Here is a 13226-nt window from a genome sequence, read left to right on the forward strand (position 1 = left end):
CGGCGATCAGTGCTTGACCACGGCGGCACCCAGCCGGTCGATGGTGGGCGCGTTGAGGCAGTAGTCCTCGTAATGCGCGCCGGACGTGCCCGCCGCGAGATCGCGATGGCAGCGCGGCTTGTCCTTGCACATGGCGCAGACCCGCTCCATGTCGCGCAGGACCAGCGGCTCGGCACGGCCCAGCGCGGCCTCGTCGATGCCGAGCGCCTTGAGCATCAGCGGCAGCTCGTCGGCCGCGTGCTCGCCCTGGCGGACCAGCTCGTCGAGATCCGACGGCGTGACCTGCAGGTCCATCGCGATGCGCTCGAAATCGTCGCGGTCGAGCTGCCGGAGCTCACTGAGCTCGCGCCGGTGCCGCAGCCATTGTGCGAACGTGTCGATCAGGAATTGCACGCGGGGATAGGGCTTGGCTTGGGCAGGCATGGCTCGTCTCCGATGATGCCCGCAATCAATCACCGGGTAGCCGCGCGGACGTTGCGGTAGATCAAGCAGCGGAACAGCCCTGTCACGGCAGACCGTCAGGCGCCGAACCGCTCCGTGGCCCAGGCGTACAGGCTGCCCGGAATCGGCGCCTCGCCGCCACGGCCCTTCGGCGAGATGTGCAGGCCGATGATGCCAGGATCGCTGATCAGGCCGGAGAAGTCGCTGGGATCGAAGAACGCCTTCGGTTCGGCATGAACCGCATAGAAGCTGCGCTTCGGCAACGCATGGCGCAGCGAGCCATGGCGGCGGGCCAAGGCGGTCAGCGCGGCCGGGCCGAAGATGGCGACGCGGATGTCGGACAGCCGGTCGGAGCCGCCGCGCAGCCGGCGGAGAGCGAAGGTGATCCGGTGGCGCAGCGACAGCCAGTTCGGCGTCAATTCGTCCTGCGCCATCAACGCGTCGAATTCGGCGACGATCGGATCATCCGGCGGCAGATACAGCGCGGAGTTGCCGAGCTGCCGCGGCCGCTCCCAGGCGAAGTATGGCAGGGCGGGATCGATCTCGACAGGGCGCAGCAGCAGCACGTCGGCATCGAGCCACAGCCCGGCGCCGCGCGCCATCAGCCGCATGCGGAAGAAGTCGCTGAACTGCAAGGTGGTCCAGTCGCGCCAGCTGCCGTCGGGCTGCGGCGGTCTGAGTCGCTCGGAGAACGCATAGGGCAGGACCGCGTCGGCCTCGGCATTGCCGACGCCATCGGGCAGGCCGGGCAGCGGATCGAAGCTGTAGACGGTGACCTTGTGGCCGGCCGCGAGCTGCGAGCGCAGACAGGTCTGCCGCAGCCGGTCGAGCGGTCCGCGCCAGAAGGTGACAACCTCGGGCAATACGCGCGTCAACGGCGGACCTGTGCTCGGGATGCTCTCGAAACAAGGCCCCGGACGAGGTCCGGGGCCCGCGAACTCTATGTTGTCAGACGGGGCTCAGGCCCAGGCGCGCTCGGCCTTGAGTTTGGCCTCGTAGCTGTCGATCGAGGCCTTTTTCTCCAAGGTCAGGCCGATGTCGTCGAGCCCGTTGAGCAGGCAGTGCTTGCGGAACGGATCGATCTCGAACTTGACGGTGCCGCCGTCGGGACCGCGGATCTCCTGGGCGGCGAGGTCGATCGTGAGCGTCGCGTTGGCGCCGCGCTCGGCGTCGTCGAACAGCTTGTCGAGATCGGCCTGCGATACGCGGATCGGCAGAATGCCGTTCTTGAAGCAGTTGTTGTAGAAGATGTCGCCGAACGAGGTCGAGATCACGCAGCGGATGCCGAAATCGAGCAGCGCCCAGGGGGCGTGCTCGCGGCTCGAGCCGCAGCCGAAATTGTCGCCGGCGACCAGGATCTTGGCGTTGCGATAGGCCGGCTGGTTGAGGACGAAATCCGGGTTCTCGCTGCCGTCGTCCTTGTAGCGCTGCTCCGAGAACAGGCCCTTGCCGAGGCCGGTGCGCTTGATGGTCTTCAGGTACTGCTTGGGGATGATCATGTCGGTGTCGACATTGATGATCTTCAGCGGCGCGGCGACGCCTTCCAGCGTGGTGAACTTGTCCATCGGGGAGCACCTTCGAGAATATCGAGCAGGCCGCTGTTTAGCCCGAAGCGCGGGGCGGATAAAGTCAAATTGCCTCGAATATCGGCCCTGCCGGTCAGTCGGCGGCGGCCTCGATCGCCTCCATGTCGTCGTCCGACATCCCAAAATGATGCCCGATCTCGTGGATCAGCACATGGCGGACGATGTGGCCGAGGCTCTCGTCGTGCTCGGACCAGTAATCCAGGATCGGGCGGCGATACAGCCAGATCATGTTGGGCAGGCGCGGCAGGTCGTCATTGCTGCGGAACGGCAGCCCGGTGCCCTGGAACAGGCCGAGCAGGTCGAACTCGCTCTCCGCCTCCATCTCGTCGAGCACCTCCTCGGTCGGGAAGTCGTCGACCCGGATGATGACGCCCTCGCACATCCCACGGAAATGCTCCGGCAGGCGCTCGAACATCTCATGCGCCATGGCTTCCATGTCGGCGAGCGAGGGAGCTTTCAGATCGGTCCACATGGCCGCCTTCTAGCCCGGCTTTGATCATCTTGCATCCCGCTTTCTGCCGCCTGCAGCGGTTGACGCGGGCAGCGAAAACGGCGACCGTCCGCGGCGCGCGATTTGGGTTTTGGGGGACGCATGCGACAGAAGTCGGTGATGCTGGCCGGGACGGCGCTGGCTGCGGCCGTCGTGATTTCGATGTCGGCAGGAGTGCGGGCGGAGCCGGCGGCCCGGACGGAGCTTCACGCCGTTCGAAGCGACAGCAGCACGGACGTCTCCGCGCAGCGGCGCCCGCGGCGCATCATGATCTATCCCCGCCGCTATGAGGGCCATTGGGACCCGGACGTCGTGCCGCGCTACAATCCCGGTCCCAATGCCGTCCGCGTGTGCGACGCGTCCTACGTTCAGGAGCATCGCCCGAGCGGCACGGTCATCGTGCCGCATATGAGCTGCACCTGGCGGCGCGGCTGAATCCATTCCTCTGCAGAGTCCAATAGTGCCTGTCGTGCCACAGTGCCGATATGTCGCGAGATCGGGCGGAACTGCGCGCGGCAGTTCGGCATTCTGCTCGGGCGCAGGTCTTCAGGTCCCATTCACGTCGCTCATTCGAGACTGATCTGCGTCGTACCGCAGCGGCGGCCATCAGCGGAGATGGCGGTGCACGGTGCCCGGCGTGATGTCAGGCGATCGAAGGAGAAGTTCATGACTGTGATGAAGCTGTTGGGCATTGCGGCGGTCGGTGCCGTGCTGGCTTTGGTGGCGCCCGCACAGCGCGCAGAGGCGCTGTCGCTGAGCAATCCGGGCGCTGCGACAGCGGTGCAGCAGGGCGCCGTGCAGGAGACCACCCAGGCGCATTGGCATGGTCGCCGCCACTGGCATCCGCGCCGGCATTACTACCCGCGGCATCACTACTATCCCCGCCACCACTGGCGTCCGCATCACTATGGACATCACTACGGGCATCGCCATCACGGCCGCTGGTGAGTGACCGCTCCAGCGCCGTCGTGCATGATCGACATCAAACAGGCCCGCTTCGCGGGCCTGTACGTTGTTGGTGGGCTGGCCTGCCATGAAAAAGTCCATCGCCGAGACCCGTACCAAGACTCATACCAAGACTTGGATCGGGATCGGCATCGTCACGCTGTCGATGCTGCTGGCAAGCTCGGCTGCCACCTCGCCGGCGATCGCAGCTTCCTTCGGCGTTGATGCGAGTCGCTCGGCGACCGCGACGGAGTTCGGCACGCGCAGGCCCGCCCGGTCGTGGAAAGCGGCCAGATCGATTGTGACGCCGCCCCGCTACTATGGCCGCCCCGTCGACTACGTGCCCGCTGTTGCGCCGGGCCCTTTCGTCCTGTTCACGCCATTCTACGATTGAAGCGCACCCAGTGCGCCACTAACGGCGTTCGCTGGTCGAATGACTTGCGCACGCTCAGTTGCGGAATCCCTGCACGAGCAGCACGACCTTGTCGGTGTCCCAGTCTCCTTCGAGACTCACACGCTGATCCTCTGCCGCGACGCCACGTCGCAGATGCGCGCGCCGCGTGCATCATTCATGCCGCATTCACGTCGCTATCTCTACGTTCATGTTGGGGAGCGCCAATCCACCGATCGGACGACCAGCAACGGCGCTGCATGGGTCCATCGTTTTGCACGGCATTCAGGGAGAAGGGACCATGATGAGGATGAAGGACCAGCGTGCTGGTCTTGCTCGTCGCCTCAGTCTTGCGGCGGCGGCATTGTTCGTATTCGCGGGTGCGTCCAGTCGTCCGGCTTCGGCGATGTCGCCTGTCGCTCCCGGCGCGGGGCCTGCGACACAGGCCGCGTCTGACACCTCGATGATTCAGGTTCGCGGCCCTGGCGGCCATGGTGGAGGCGGCGGCGGACATCACGGCGGTGGTGGCGGTGGCTTCCACGGCGGCGGTGGCTTCCATGGTGGTGGCGGCTTTCACGCCGGCCCTGCGTTCCATGGGGGTGGTGGAATGTTCAGAGGCGGAGGCGCTCCTGCCTTCCACGGCGGCGGAGGTCACGCGTTCGGAGGCGGTGGCCCGCGTCACGTGTTTCACGGCGGCAGTCCGGTGTTTCATGGTGGAGGCGGCCCGCGGCCGGTGTTCCATGGCGGCGGCTACTATCATCGCCCGCACTACGGCTATCGGCCGTACTACCACCATCACCGCCGGCACTTTTACGGCTACCGCAGCTACTACACCCCGACCTACACCACGGGCTACTACTATCCGTATCGCCGCTGCCGGATCGTCTACACCTATTACGGCCCACGCCGCATCTGCCACTACCGGCATTGGCGGGGGCATCATTGGCGTCATCACCACCGGTGGCATCACCGTCACCACCGCCACCACTGGCGCTACTACTGACGCGCTGAGGGCTTGATCGAGACGACGAAGGACGCCGAAGGGCGTCCTTCTGTCGTTTCAGCAGCAGGAGTTCGGCGCAACGCTCAGAGCCAGTCCTTGAACTGCCAGTTCTTCACCGTCAGCTTCCACGGCACCAGCGTCTCCAGCCGCCATTTGGCGAACCGCCCGGGCGGCCAGTTCGACAGCCGGCGCTCCTCCTTCGGCTCTTCGGCCTTGGCGATGATCTTGGCGGGCGGCGTCTTGCGGCGCTGACGCGTCGCATCGCGGATGAGGTCGACGTATTCCGGCTTCTCGGCCATTGTAGGCTCCTCGGCACGTTCCTCCGCCGGCGCGGCGCGTCCGGCGGTAGGATTGTGCGTGAAGAGCTTTAAGGAGCTCTTGCCGACAGGCCTCGATGTTGAGTCGAAATGAAAACGCGGCGGCTTCTCTCCAAGCCGCCGCGCTCGTCAATCGGTTGCCGTGCAGCTTGGCCGCACCGCGGGGAGCGTGGCTCAGCGCCAGTCGCGCACGTCGACGAAGTGGCCGGCGATCGCGGCCGCCGCGGCCATCGCGGGTGACACCAGATGGGTGCGGCCCTTGAAGCCCTGACGGCCCTCGAAGTTGCGGTTTGAGGTCGAGGCGCAGCGCTCCTCCGGCGCCAGCTTGTCCGGGTTCATGGCGAGGCACATCGAGCAGCCCGGCTCGCGCCATTCGAAGCCGGCCTTGATGAAGATCTTGTCCAGACCTTCGGCCTCGGCCTGCTCCTTCACGATTCCCGAGCCCGGCACGACCATCGCGTTGACGTGACCGGACACAGTCTTGCCCTCGGCGATCTTGGCGGCGGCGCGCAGATCCTCGATGCGGCCGTTGGTGCAGGAGCCGATGAAGACACGGTCGAGCTTGATGTCCGTGATCTTCGTGCCCGCGGTCAGGCCCATATACTTCAACGCGCGATGCTTGGAGATGCGCTTGGCCTCATCAGTGATCTTGTCCGGATCCGGCACCAGGCCTGTCACCGAGATCACGTCCTCGGGCGAGGTGCCCCAGGTCACGATCGGCGGCAGCTTGGCGGCGTCGAGCCGCAGCTCATGGTCGAAATGCGCCCCCTCGTCGGAGCGCAAGGTCTCCCAGTAGCGCATTGCCGCATCCCAGGCCGCGCCCTGCGGCGCCTTGGGACGGCCGCGCAGGAAGTCGTAGGCCTTCTCGTCCGGCGCGACCAGACCGGCGCGGGCGCCGCCCTCGATCGACATGTTGCAGACGGTCATGCGGCCTTCCATCGACAGCGCGCGGATCGCCTCGCCGGCATATTCCAGCACGTAGCCGGTGCCGCCGGCGGTGCCGATCTCGCCGATGATGGCCAGGATGATGTCCTTGCCCGTCACGCCGTCCGGCAGCTTGCCGTCGACGGTGACGCGCATGTTCTTCGCCTTCTTCTGGATCAGCGTCTGCGTCGCCAGCACGTGCTCGACTTCGGAGGTGCCGATGCCGTGCGCCAGTGCGCCGAACGCGCCATGCGTCGAGGTGTGGCTATCACCGCAGACGATCGTGGTGCCGGGCAGGGTGAAGCCCTGCTCCGGACCGATGACGTGGACGATGCCCTGGCGGCGGTCGAACTCGTTGTAATATTCGACGCCGAATTCCTTGGCGTTCTCGGCGAGCGCCTTGATCTGCTCGATGCTCTCCGGATCCGGGTTCGGCTTGGTGCGGTCGGTGGTCGGCACGTTGTGATCGACCACAGCCAGCGTCTTCTCCGGCGCATGCACCTTGCGGCCCGTGGCGCGCAGTCCTTCGAACGCCTGCGGCGAGGTGACCTCGTGCACCAGGTGGCGGTCGATGTAGAGCAGGCAGGTGCCGTCCTCGGCTTCGTGCACCAGATGGTCGTTCCAGATCTTGTCGTACAGGGTGGTCGGTTTCGACATGAGCGAATGCTCCCGGGAATGAAGGTTTGAAACAAGACGCGTGACGGACACGCGCGAACAGGCAGAGAGGCGCTGCGGGTTACAGCGCGCGCCTAAGCTCTGACGTCGCCGACGTCGCGAACCGTCCGAAGAACCGCCCGGGCAGCCGGCTATGATCGTCGATAACGACGCGGCGGCAGGCCATGCTGGTGCGATCTAGAACCATTTCAGGGGGATATATAGCACGCAGGCGCGGAGTGCGAGATGCGTTTGCGCCCGGCGTCATTGCGAGCGCAGCGACGAAGCAATCCAGAGTCCTTGCTGGGCCCTGGATTGCTTCGCTTCGCTCGCAATGACCACGGAGCAAAAGAAAAAAGCGCGGGACCAGCCCGCGCTTTCCGTCAATCCATTGGAAGCAACGATTACTCGTTGACGGCGGTCTGGCGGTCCTGCTTCTCGACGATGCGGGCCGACTTGCCGCGCAGCTGGCGCAGGTAATACAGCTTGGCGCGACGCACCTTGCCGCGGCGCACGACCTTGATCGAGTCGATCATCGGGGACAGGATCGGGAACACGCGCTCCACGCCCTCGCCGTACGAAATCTTGCGAACGGTGAAGCTCTCGTTGATGCCGCCGCCGGAACGGCCGATGCACACGCCCTCATAGGCCTGCACGCGGGTGCGCTCGCCTTCGACCACCTTCACGTTGACGATCACGGTGTCGCCCGGGCCGAACTCCGGAATGGTCTTGTTGGCGGACAGCTTGTCGAACTGCTCTTTTTCGAGCTGCTGAATCAGGTTCACGGGTAAATCTCCATCGGCGGCGCGCCCAGCCGGGTCACGCGGGCTGCGCTTGTTCCTGCCGTCACTTGCGGAATTGGGCGCTCCTATAAGGCAAAGCGCGAGGCTTGTCACCCGTCTGTCGTGCTTTTTGGCGCTTTTTGGCTGGTCCTCGTTTGTTCTCGGGGCCGGCGCGCCTGCCATTCGGCCCATAAATCCGGCCTTCGCGCTTCCGTCAGGGCCTCGGATTGCGCCCGGCGCCACGCTGCGACCTTGGCGTGATCGCCGGAGGTAAGCACATCTGGAATCGTACGGCCCTCGAACGATTGGGGGCGGGTGTATTGCGGGTATTCGAGGAGGCCATCCGAGAAACTCTCATCGGTGCCGGATTCGAGCTTGCCCATCACGCCCGGCAGCAGCCGCACGCAGGCGTCGATGAGCACCAGCGCGGCGATCTCGCCGCCGGACAGCACATAGTCGCCGATCGACACCTCGATCAGCTCCCGGGCGTCGATCACGCGCTGATCGATTCCCTCGAAGCGGCCGCACACGATCAGCGGTCCAGCACCGGCCGCGAGCTCGCGGACGAGCGCCTGGGTCAATGGCCGACCGCGCGGGCTCATCAGCAGCTTTGGCCGTTCGGGGGCGGTGGCCGCTGCGTCGATCGCGGTGGCGAGAACGTCGGCGCGCAGCACCATGCCGGGACCACCGCCGGCGGGCGTGTCATCGACGCTGCGGTGCTTGTCGGTCGCCGAAGCCCGGATGTCGCGCGCCTCCAACGACCAAATGCCTGATGTCAGCGCCCGGCCAGCCAAGCTCACGCCCAGCGGCCCGGGAAACATCTCCGGAAACAGCGTCAGCACAGTCGCGCGCCACGGCGCGGTGGGAGGGGGCGAAGCGGTCATGATGCTCTGTTACGGCACCAAGGCCGCGAGATCGAGCCCCTGGATCGACGCTGCGTGTTGTACGAGTTCATCACAGGTGTCGTCCCGGACAAGCCCCGACGCGCAAAGCGCGTCGCGGCGCCGATCCGGGACCCATACCGCGTGATGTTCGAAAAAGGCAGGCCGCCAGTCGCGCGGAAGCCAATCAGTTGCGGTGGCTATGGGTCCCCGCTTTCGCGGGGACGACGAGCTGAGTGTGAGGCGGCACCGTCACCTTCAGCGGAAGGAGACTCATCGGGCAAGCCTTCATCCTCGCCCTCGATCTCGCCGGGCAACTCGATGATCACGCGGCCATTGGCGAGATCCACCGTCGGCACGACGGCATTGGTGAACGGCAGCATCAGCGTGCTGCCGGAGGGCGGAGCGATCTCGATGATGTCGCCGGCACCGAAATTATGGATTGCGAGGACGCGACCAAGCGGGGCGCCGGCGGTGGTTTCCGCAGCGAGGCCGATCAGGTCGGCGTGATAGTATTCGTCGTCATCGGTCTCTGGCAGGCGATCGCGCGGCACATAGAGCTCGAGCCCGTTAAGCCGCTCGGCGGCATTGCGGTCGGTAATGCCCTTGAAGCTCGCGACGAGATGATCCTTGGCCTCGCGCGCTTTCGCGACTTCGAGCGAACGGCTGCCGTCCTTGGTCGTCAGCAGGCCGTAATGCAGCACGGCCAGCGGCTCCTCGGTGAAGGTCCATAAGCGAACCTCGCCGCGCACGCCGTGCGCGGCGCCGATCTTGGCGACGCAGATCAGCTTGGACATCAGGAGGCCCCGTCCTTCGAGACGCGCGCAACGGCGCGCTCCTCAGGACGAGGAGCCAATTCCTCATGCTGAGGAGCACGGCGCGAGCCGTGCGTCTCGAAGCATGAGGCCAGGATCGTCAAAGGACCTTAGCCCTTGGCCGCGGCTTCGGCCTGCGCCTTGCGCTCCTTGCGCGGCACGGCCTTGATCGGGTTCTGACGGGCTTCGCGCTTCTTGACGCCGGCGGTGTCGAGGAAGCGGGCGACGCGGTCGGACGGCTGCGCGCCCTTGGCGAGCCAAGCCTTCACCTTCTCCATGTCGAGCTTGAGGCGCGCCTCGTTGTCCTTCGGCATCAGCGGATTGAAGTGGCCGAGGCGCTCAATGAAGCGGCCGTCACGCGGAAAGCGCGAGTCGGCGACGACGACGTGATAGACCGGACGCTTCTTGGTGCCGGCACGGGCGAGACGAATGACGACGGACATGAAAGTTCTCCTTAGGTGTCGATGTCTTGATACGAAGTTGGATGGGTCGTCATTGCGAGCGAAGCGAAGCAATCCAGAGCGGCATGCGCGACTCTGGATTGCTTGGTCGCTTCGCTCCTCGCAATGACGGGAGTGAGGTCATTTCTTCTTCCCCGGAGGCAGCCCGAGGCCCGGCAAGGTCGGCTTGCCGCTGAGACCAGTGAGGCCCGGCAAATTCGGCAAACCGCCGCGCAAGCCGGCGGGCAGATCCTTCGGCAAATTCGGCAGACCGCCGGGCATCTTCTCGGCCAGCGCCTTGAGCTGCTCGGGCGACGGCATGCCGCCACCGCCCCCAAAACCCATCGCCTGGGCGATGCCGGCGAGCGGGCCGCGCTTGCCGGAGCCCATGGCCTTCATGACGTCGGCCATGTTCCGGTGCATCTTGAGCAGCTTGTTGACGTGCTCGACGCTCTGGCCGGAGCCGGCCGCGATGCGCTTCTTGCGGCTCGCCTTGAGCAGGTCGGGATGCTTGCGCTCCTCGCGCGTCATCGAATCGATGATCGCGACCTGGCGCTTGAGGATCTTGTCGTCGATCCCGGCGGCAGCGATCTGGTTCTTCATCTTGGAGATGCCGGGCATCATGCCCATCAGCCCGCTGATGCCGCCCATCTGCGACATCTGCAGCAGCTGCTCGCGCATGTCGTTGAGGTCGAACTGACCCTTGCGCATCTTCTCGGCGGCGCGCGCGGCCTTCTCGGCGTCGATGTTCGCCGCGGCCTTCTCGACCAGCGAGACGATATCGCCCATGCCGAGGATGCGGCCGGCGATCCGCGAGGGATAGAAGTCTTCAAGCGCGTCGGTTTTTTCGCCGGTGCCGAGCAGCTTGATCGGCTTGCCGGTGACCGCGCGCATCGACAGTGCCGCACCGCCGCGGCCGTCGCCGTCGATACGGGTCAGCGCGATGCCGGTGAGACCCACGCGCTGGTCGAACGAGCGGGCCAGATTGACGGCGTCCTGGCCGGTCAACGAATCCGCGACCAGCAGCACCTCGTGTGGATTGGCGACCGCCTTGATCTCGGCGGCCTCCTTCATCATGTCCTCGTCGAGCGTGGTGCGGCCGGCGGTGTCGAGCAGCACCACGTCATAGCCGCCGAGCTTGGCGGCCTCGATGGCGCGGCGCGCGATCTGCGGCGGCATCTGGCCGGCGACGATCGGCAAGGTCGGGATGTCCAAGTCGCGGCCGAGCACCGCGAGCTGCTCCATGGCGGCCGGACGGTAGACGTCGAGCGAGGCCATCAGCACCTTGCGCTTGTCGCGCTGGACCATGCGGCGCGCGAGCTTGGCGGTGGTGGTGGTCTTACCGGAGCCCTGCAGGCCGACCATCATGATCGGCACCGGCGGTACGGCGTTCAGGTCGATGGTCTGGCCGTCGTCGCCGAGCGTCTTGACCAGCTCGTCATGGACGATCTTGACGACCATCTGGCCGGGGGTGACCGACTTGACGACGGTGGCGCCGATCGCCTGCTCGCGCACGCGCTCGGTGAAGCTGCGGACAACCTCCAGCGCGACGTCGGCCTCAAGCAGCGCCCGGCGGACCTCGCGCATCGCGGCGTCGACATCGGCCTCCGAGAGCGAACCGCGCCCCGTCAGCCGATCGAGAATGCCGCCAAGCCTTTCCGACAGATTGTCGAACAATGCCGTTATCCCTTCTTCACCTCTCCCCACCGGGGAGAGGTCGGATCGTGTCAGCGATCCGGGTGAGGGGTGCGGGACGACGGTTTGCACCGTACCCCCTCACCCCAGCCCTCTCCCCACGGGAGAGGGAGCCGCAGTGTCGCCCGGTGTTGACACCGGGCCAAATCTCCAAACACCTTTGCGCCCGAGGGCGCACAGCGCTGTCGGGCGTTGACCTCCGGCCTCTAGGGCCGGGCGGTGGCTCGAAAAGACGAAACTTTCCGAAATTCGGCCGGGTTTACCCCCCCGCAGCCGGAAAAGTCAAGGAAACTTGCTCGCGGCGAGCCGTTGCCGGACCCTGTGGTGCTGCTTACCTCCTGCGCCAGTTCAGATTTCCCTGTCAGCTTTCCCTGCGAGGACACCCTTGCTGCGCCGTTCCAGGACCTATTCCGGCCCCGTCACCGACCATTTCGACGGCAAGCGATTTTACGATCCCGACGGCGTTCCGCCCAAATCCCTCGCCCAGGTGCTGCGTTGGCAGTTCGATCGCAACGGCAAGCGCTCGAAATGGCCTGAGTGGGCGCCGAGCCCGCATGCCGATACCCCGCCGCACCGGATCGACGGCGAGACGGCGCGGCTGTCGTTCATCGGCCATGCCAGCTGGCTGGTTCAGACCGGCGGGCTCAACATCCTGATCGACCCCGTCTGGTCGGAGCGGGTGTCGCCGTTCTCCTTCGCCGGTCCTCGTCGCCACAACGATCCCGGTATCGCCTTCGAGGCGCTGCCGCATATCGACGTCGTGCTGGTGTCGCATGGCCATTACGACCATCTCGATATAAGCACGCTGTCGCGGCTGACGGCGAAGTTCGCGCCGCGTGTCGTGACGCCGCTCGGCAACGACCTGACGATGATCGATGCCGATTCCAAGATTCGCGCCGAAGCCTATGACTGGCACGATCGCGTGACGCTGAACGACCAGGTCGCTGTGACCCTGGTACCGACGCGGCACTGGACGGCGCGCGGCATCTTCGACCGCAACAAGGCGCTGTGGGCGAGCTTCGTGCTGGAGACGCCGCGCGGCAAGCTCTACATCGTCTGCGATTCCGGCTACGGCACGGGTGCGCATTTCCGCCGCGTCGCCGAGCTGCACGCACCGCTGCGGCTCGCGATCCTGCCGATCGGCGCCTACGAGCCGCGCTGGTTCATGCGCGACCAGCACATGAACCCCGAGGATGCCGTGCAGGCCTTGCAGGACTGCGGCGCCGAAACCGCGCTTGCGCACCACCACGGCACGTTCCAACTGACGGACGAGGCGATCGACGCGCCGGTCCACGCGCTGCATGCCGCGCTCGATTCCGCCGGCATCCCGCGCGAGCGGTTTGGGGTGCTGAAGCCGGGGCAGGTGGTGGAGGTTTGACTCGCCGCCGCCTAACAAGAGGCGTCGTCAGGGGCTTTCAACTTCTTTTGCATCGCCGCCATCACCGCCCCGAGCAACAATAACACAGCCGACGCGTTCAGCGCGTAGGTCAGACTCCCCATCGCATCGGTGATCGCGCGACGGCGAATGGCCCGAGCGTTTGGCCGATACCGAACGAAATCGTCAGCGCCGCAATTGCGCACGGCCACGCGCTCTGCGGCAGCTTGAAGCGCACGAACGCCGTCGTCGCCATTGTCGGCGACGCTCTCCTCAACCCCAGCCCTTTAAAGCGCGATGAGATCAGGATGAATCGTCATGGCGCTTTAGGTTATTGTTTGCGCATGATCTTTTCGGAAAACCGCTGCGCACTTTTCCGGATCATGCTTTAGCTCTTCACCGTCCGGATCAATTGCTCGCTGTGCCGGCGTTGCCGATACCAGCCTGAGCGACGTGTTGGCCGCATCGATCGCCGGCAACTCCAATG

The 13226-nt window shown here is 65.7% G+C and carries 16 protein-coding genes and 1 pseudogene; 5 read left to right on the forward strand and 12 right to left on the reverse strand.

Translation table 11 applies throughout. The features are described from left to right. Positions 1 to 6: 6 nt before the first annotated feature. The 4 genes from BRAD285_RS32740 to BRAD285_RS32755 all read right to left on the reverse strand — a co-directional run bounded on the left by BRAD285_RS32740 (position 7) and on the right by BRAD285_RS32755 (position 2499). Positions 7 to 423: a hypothetical protein gene (locus tag BRAD285_RS32740; RefSeq protein ID WP_006611487.1), complete on the reverse strand. Its 417-nt coding sequence runs from the start codon at positions 421 to 423 to the stop codon at positions 7 to 9. A gap of 95 nt (positions 424 to 518) precedes the next feature. Beyond that, positions 519 to 1316 (reverse strand): hypothetical protein, encoded by a 798-nt coding sequence (locus tag BRAD285_RS32745; protein ID WP_006611488.1) that lies wholly within the window; start codon positions 1314 to 1316, stop codon positions 519 to 521. An 84-nt stretch (positions 1317 to 1400) separates the two neighbouring features. Continuing rightward, positions 1401 to 2006 carry a 3-isopropylmalate dehydratase small subunit gene (gene leuD, locus BRAD285_RS32750; protein ID WP_006611489.1) on the reverse strand — a complete coding sequence of 202 codons (606 nt, stop codon included), beginning with the start codon at positions 2004 to 2006 and terminating at the stop codon, positions 1401 to 1403. A 94-nt stretch (positions 2007 to 2100) separates the two neighbouring features. After that, positions 2101 to 2499 (reverse strand): metallopeptidase family protein, encoded by a 399-nt coding sequence (locus BRAD285_RS32755; RefSeq protein WP_006611490.1) that lies wholly within the window; start codon positions 2497 to 2499, stop codon positions 2101 to 2103. A 138-nt stretch (positions 2500 to 2637) separates the two neighbouring features. On the opposite strand from BRAD285_RS32755, the gene BRAD285_RS32760 reads away from it, so the two are divergent. From BRAD285_RS32760 to BRAD285_RS35965, 4 genes are all read left to right on the forward strand, one after another. Continuing rightward, positions 2638 to 2952, forward strand: a complete 315-nt coding sequence (locus tag BRAD285_RS32760) for a hypothetical protein (RefSeq protein ID WP_006611491.1) — start codon at positions 2638 to 2640, stop codon at positions 2950 to 2952. Between the two features lie 231 nt (positions 2953 to 3183). Continuing rightward, complete coding sequence (locus tag BRAD285_RS32765; RefSeq protein WP_006611492.1) at positions 3184 to 3465, forward strand: hypothetical protein; 282 nt, start codon at positions 3184 to 3186, stop codon at positions 3463 to 3465. An 85-nt stretch (positions 3466 to 3550) separates the two neighbouring features. Continuing rightward, positions 3551 to 3856 (forward strand): hypothetical protein, encoded by a 306-nt coding sequence (locus tag BRAD285_RS32770; protein WP_035646006.1) that lies wholly within the window; start codon positions 3551 to 3553, stop codon positions 3854 to 3856. A 298-nt stretch (positions 3857 to 4154) separates the two neighbouring features. Beyond that, positions 4155 to 4856 (forward strand): hypothetical protein, encoded by a 702-nt coding sequence (locus BRAD285_RS35965; RefSeq protein ID WP_006611494.1) that lies wholly within the window; start codon positions 4155 to 4157, stop codon positions 4854 to 4856. A gap of 83 nt (positions 4857 to 4939) precedes the next feature. On the opposite strand, the gene BRAD285_RS32780 is transcribed toward BRAD285_RS35965, so the two are convergent. The 7 genes from BRAD285_RS32780 to ffh form a co-directional block, all read right to left on the reverse strand. Further along, positions 4940 to 5155: a hypothetical protein gene (locus BRAD285_RS32780; protein WP_006611495.1), complete on the reverse strand. Its 216-nt coding sequence runs from the start codon at positions 5153 to 5155 to the stop codon at positions 4940 to 4942. A 192-nt stretch (positions 5156 to 5347) separates the two neighbouring features. Continuing rightward, complete coding sequence (leuC, locus tag BRAD285_RS32785) at positions 5348 to 6754, reverse strand: 3-isopropylmalate dehydratase large subunit (protein ID WP_006611496.1); 1407 nt, start codon at positions 6752 to 6754, stop codon at positions 5348 to 5350. Between the two features lie 401 nt (positions 6755 to 7155). Further along, positions 7156 to 7536: a 50S ribosomal protein L19 gene (rplS, locus tag BRAD285_RS32795; protein ID WP_006611497.1), complete on the reverse strand. Its 381-nt coding sequence runs from the start codon at positions 7534 to 7536 to the stop codon at positions 7156 to 7158. 107 nt (positions 7537 to 7643) lie between these two features. Then, on the reverse strand, positions 7644 to 8417 hold the full coding sequence (trmD, locus tag BRAD285_RS32800; protein WP_006611498.1) for a tRNA (guanosine(37)-N1)-methyltransferase TrmD: 774 nt from the start codon (positions 8415 to 8417) through the stop codon (positions 7644 to 7646). A 197-nt stretch (positions 8418 to 8614) separates the two neighbouring features. Then, positions 8615 to 9211 carry a ribosome maturation factor RimM gene (gene rimM, locus BRAD285_RS32805; protein WP_006611499.1) on the reverse strand — a complete coding sequence of 199 codons (597 nt, stop codon included), beginning with the start codon at positions 9209 to 9211 and terminating at the stop codon, positions 8615 to 8617. Positions 9212 to 9339: 128 nt separating this feature from the next. Further along, the gene (rpsP, locus tag BRAD285_RS32810) at positions 9340 to 9672 is read right to left on the reverse strand and encodes a 30S ribosomal protein S16 (protein ID WP_006611500.1); all 333 of its coding nucleotides are present in this window, start codon (positions 9670 to 9672) and stop codon (positions 9340 to 9342) included. A 138-nt stretch (positions 9673 to 9810) separates the two neighbouring features. Next, complete coding sequence (ffh, locus tag BRAD285_RS32815) at positions 9811 to 11346, reverse strand: signal recognition particle protein (RefSeq protein WP_006611501.1); 1536 nt, start codon at positions 11344 to 11346, stop codon at positions 9811 to 9813. 403 nt (positions 11347 to 11749) lie between these two features. Here ffh and BRAD285_RS32820 point away from each other — a divergent pair, with 403 nt between their 5' ends. After that, positions 11750 to 12742 (forward strand): MBL fold metallo-hydrolase, encoded by a 993-nt coding sequence (locus BRAD285_RS32820; protein WP_006610775.1) that lies wholly within the window; start codon positions 11750 to 11752, stop codon positions 12740 to 12742. Positions 12743 to 12753: 11 nt separating this feature from the next. On the opposite strand, the pseudogene BRAD285_RS32825 reads toward BRAD285_RS32820, so the two are convergent. Further along, a pseudogene (locus BRAD285_RS32825) lies at positions 12754 to 12998 on the reverse strand (YbfB/YjiJ family MFS transporter); the annotation flags it as partial. Positions 12999 to 13226: the final 228 nt, after the last annotated feature.

It is taken from the genome of Bradyrhizobium sp. ORS 285 (assembly GCF_900176205.1).
Lineage (GTDB): Bacteria > Pseudomonadota > Alphaproteobacteria > Rhizobiales > Xanthobacteraceae > Bradyrhizobium.

Bases quoted from the DNA above. Each gene is read 5' to 3' on its own strand.
- trmD (WP_006611498.1), bottom strand. From the start codon at position 8,417: ATGACCGCTTCGCCCCCTCCCACCGCGCCGTGGCGCGCGACTGTGCTG.
- BRAD285_RS35965 (WP_006611494.1), top strand. From the start codon at position 4,155: ATGATGAGGATGAAGGACCAGCGTGCTGGTCTTGCTCGTCGCCTCAGT.
- rimM (WP_006611499.1), bottom strand. From the start codon at position 9,211: ATGTCCAAGCTGATCTGCGTCGCCAAGATCGGCGCCGCGCACGGCGTG.
- BRAD285_RS32770 (WP_035646006.1), top strand. From the start codon at position 3,551: ATGAAAAAGTCCATCGCCGAGACCCGTACCAAGACTCATACCAAGACT.
- rpsP (WP_006611500.1), bottom strand. From the start codon at position 9,672: ATGTCCGTCGTCATTCGTCTCGCCCGTGCCGGCACCAAGAAGCGTCCG.
- BRAD285_RS32780 (WP_006611495.1), bottom strand. From the start codon at position 5,155: ATGGCCGAGAAGCCGGAATACGTCGACCTCATCCGCGATGCGACGCGT.
- BRAD285_RS32755 (WP_006611490.1), bottom strand. From the start codon at position 2,499: ATGTGGACCGATCTGAAAGCTCCCTCGCTCGCCGACATGGAAGCCATG.
- BRAD285_RS32740 (WP_006611487.1), bottom strand. From the start codon at position 423: ATGCCTGCCCAAGCCAAGCCCTATCCCCGCGTGCAATTCCTGATCGAC.
- leuC (WP_006611496.1), bottom strand. From the start codon at position 6,754: ATGTCGAAACCGACCACCCTGTACGACAAGATCTGGAACGACCATCTG.
- BRAD285_RS32765 (WP_006611492.1), top strand. From the start codon at position 3,184: ATGACTGTGATGAAGCTGTTGGGCATTGCGGCGGTCGGTGCCGTGCTG.
- leuD (WP_006611489.1), bottom strand. From the start codon at position 2,006: ATGGACAAGTTCACCACGCTGGAAGGCGTCGCCGCGCCGCTGAAGATC.
- BRAD285_RS32760 (WP_006611491.1), top strand. From the start codon at position 2,638: ATGCTGGCCGGGACGGCGCTGGCTGCGGCCGTCGTGATTTCGATGTCG.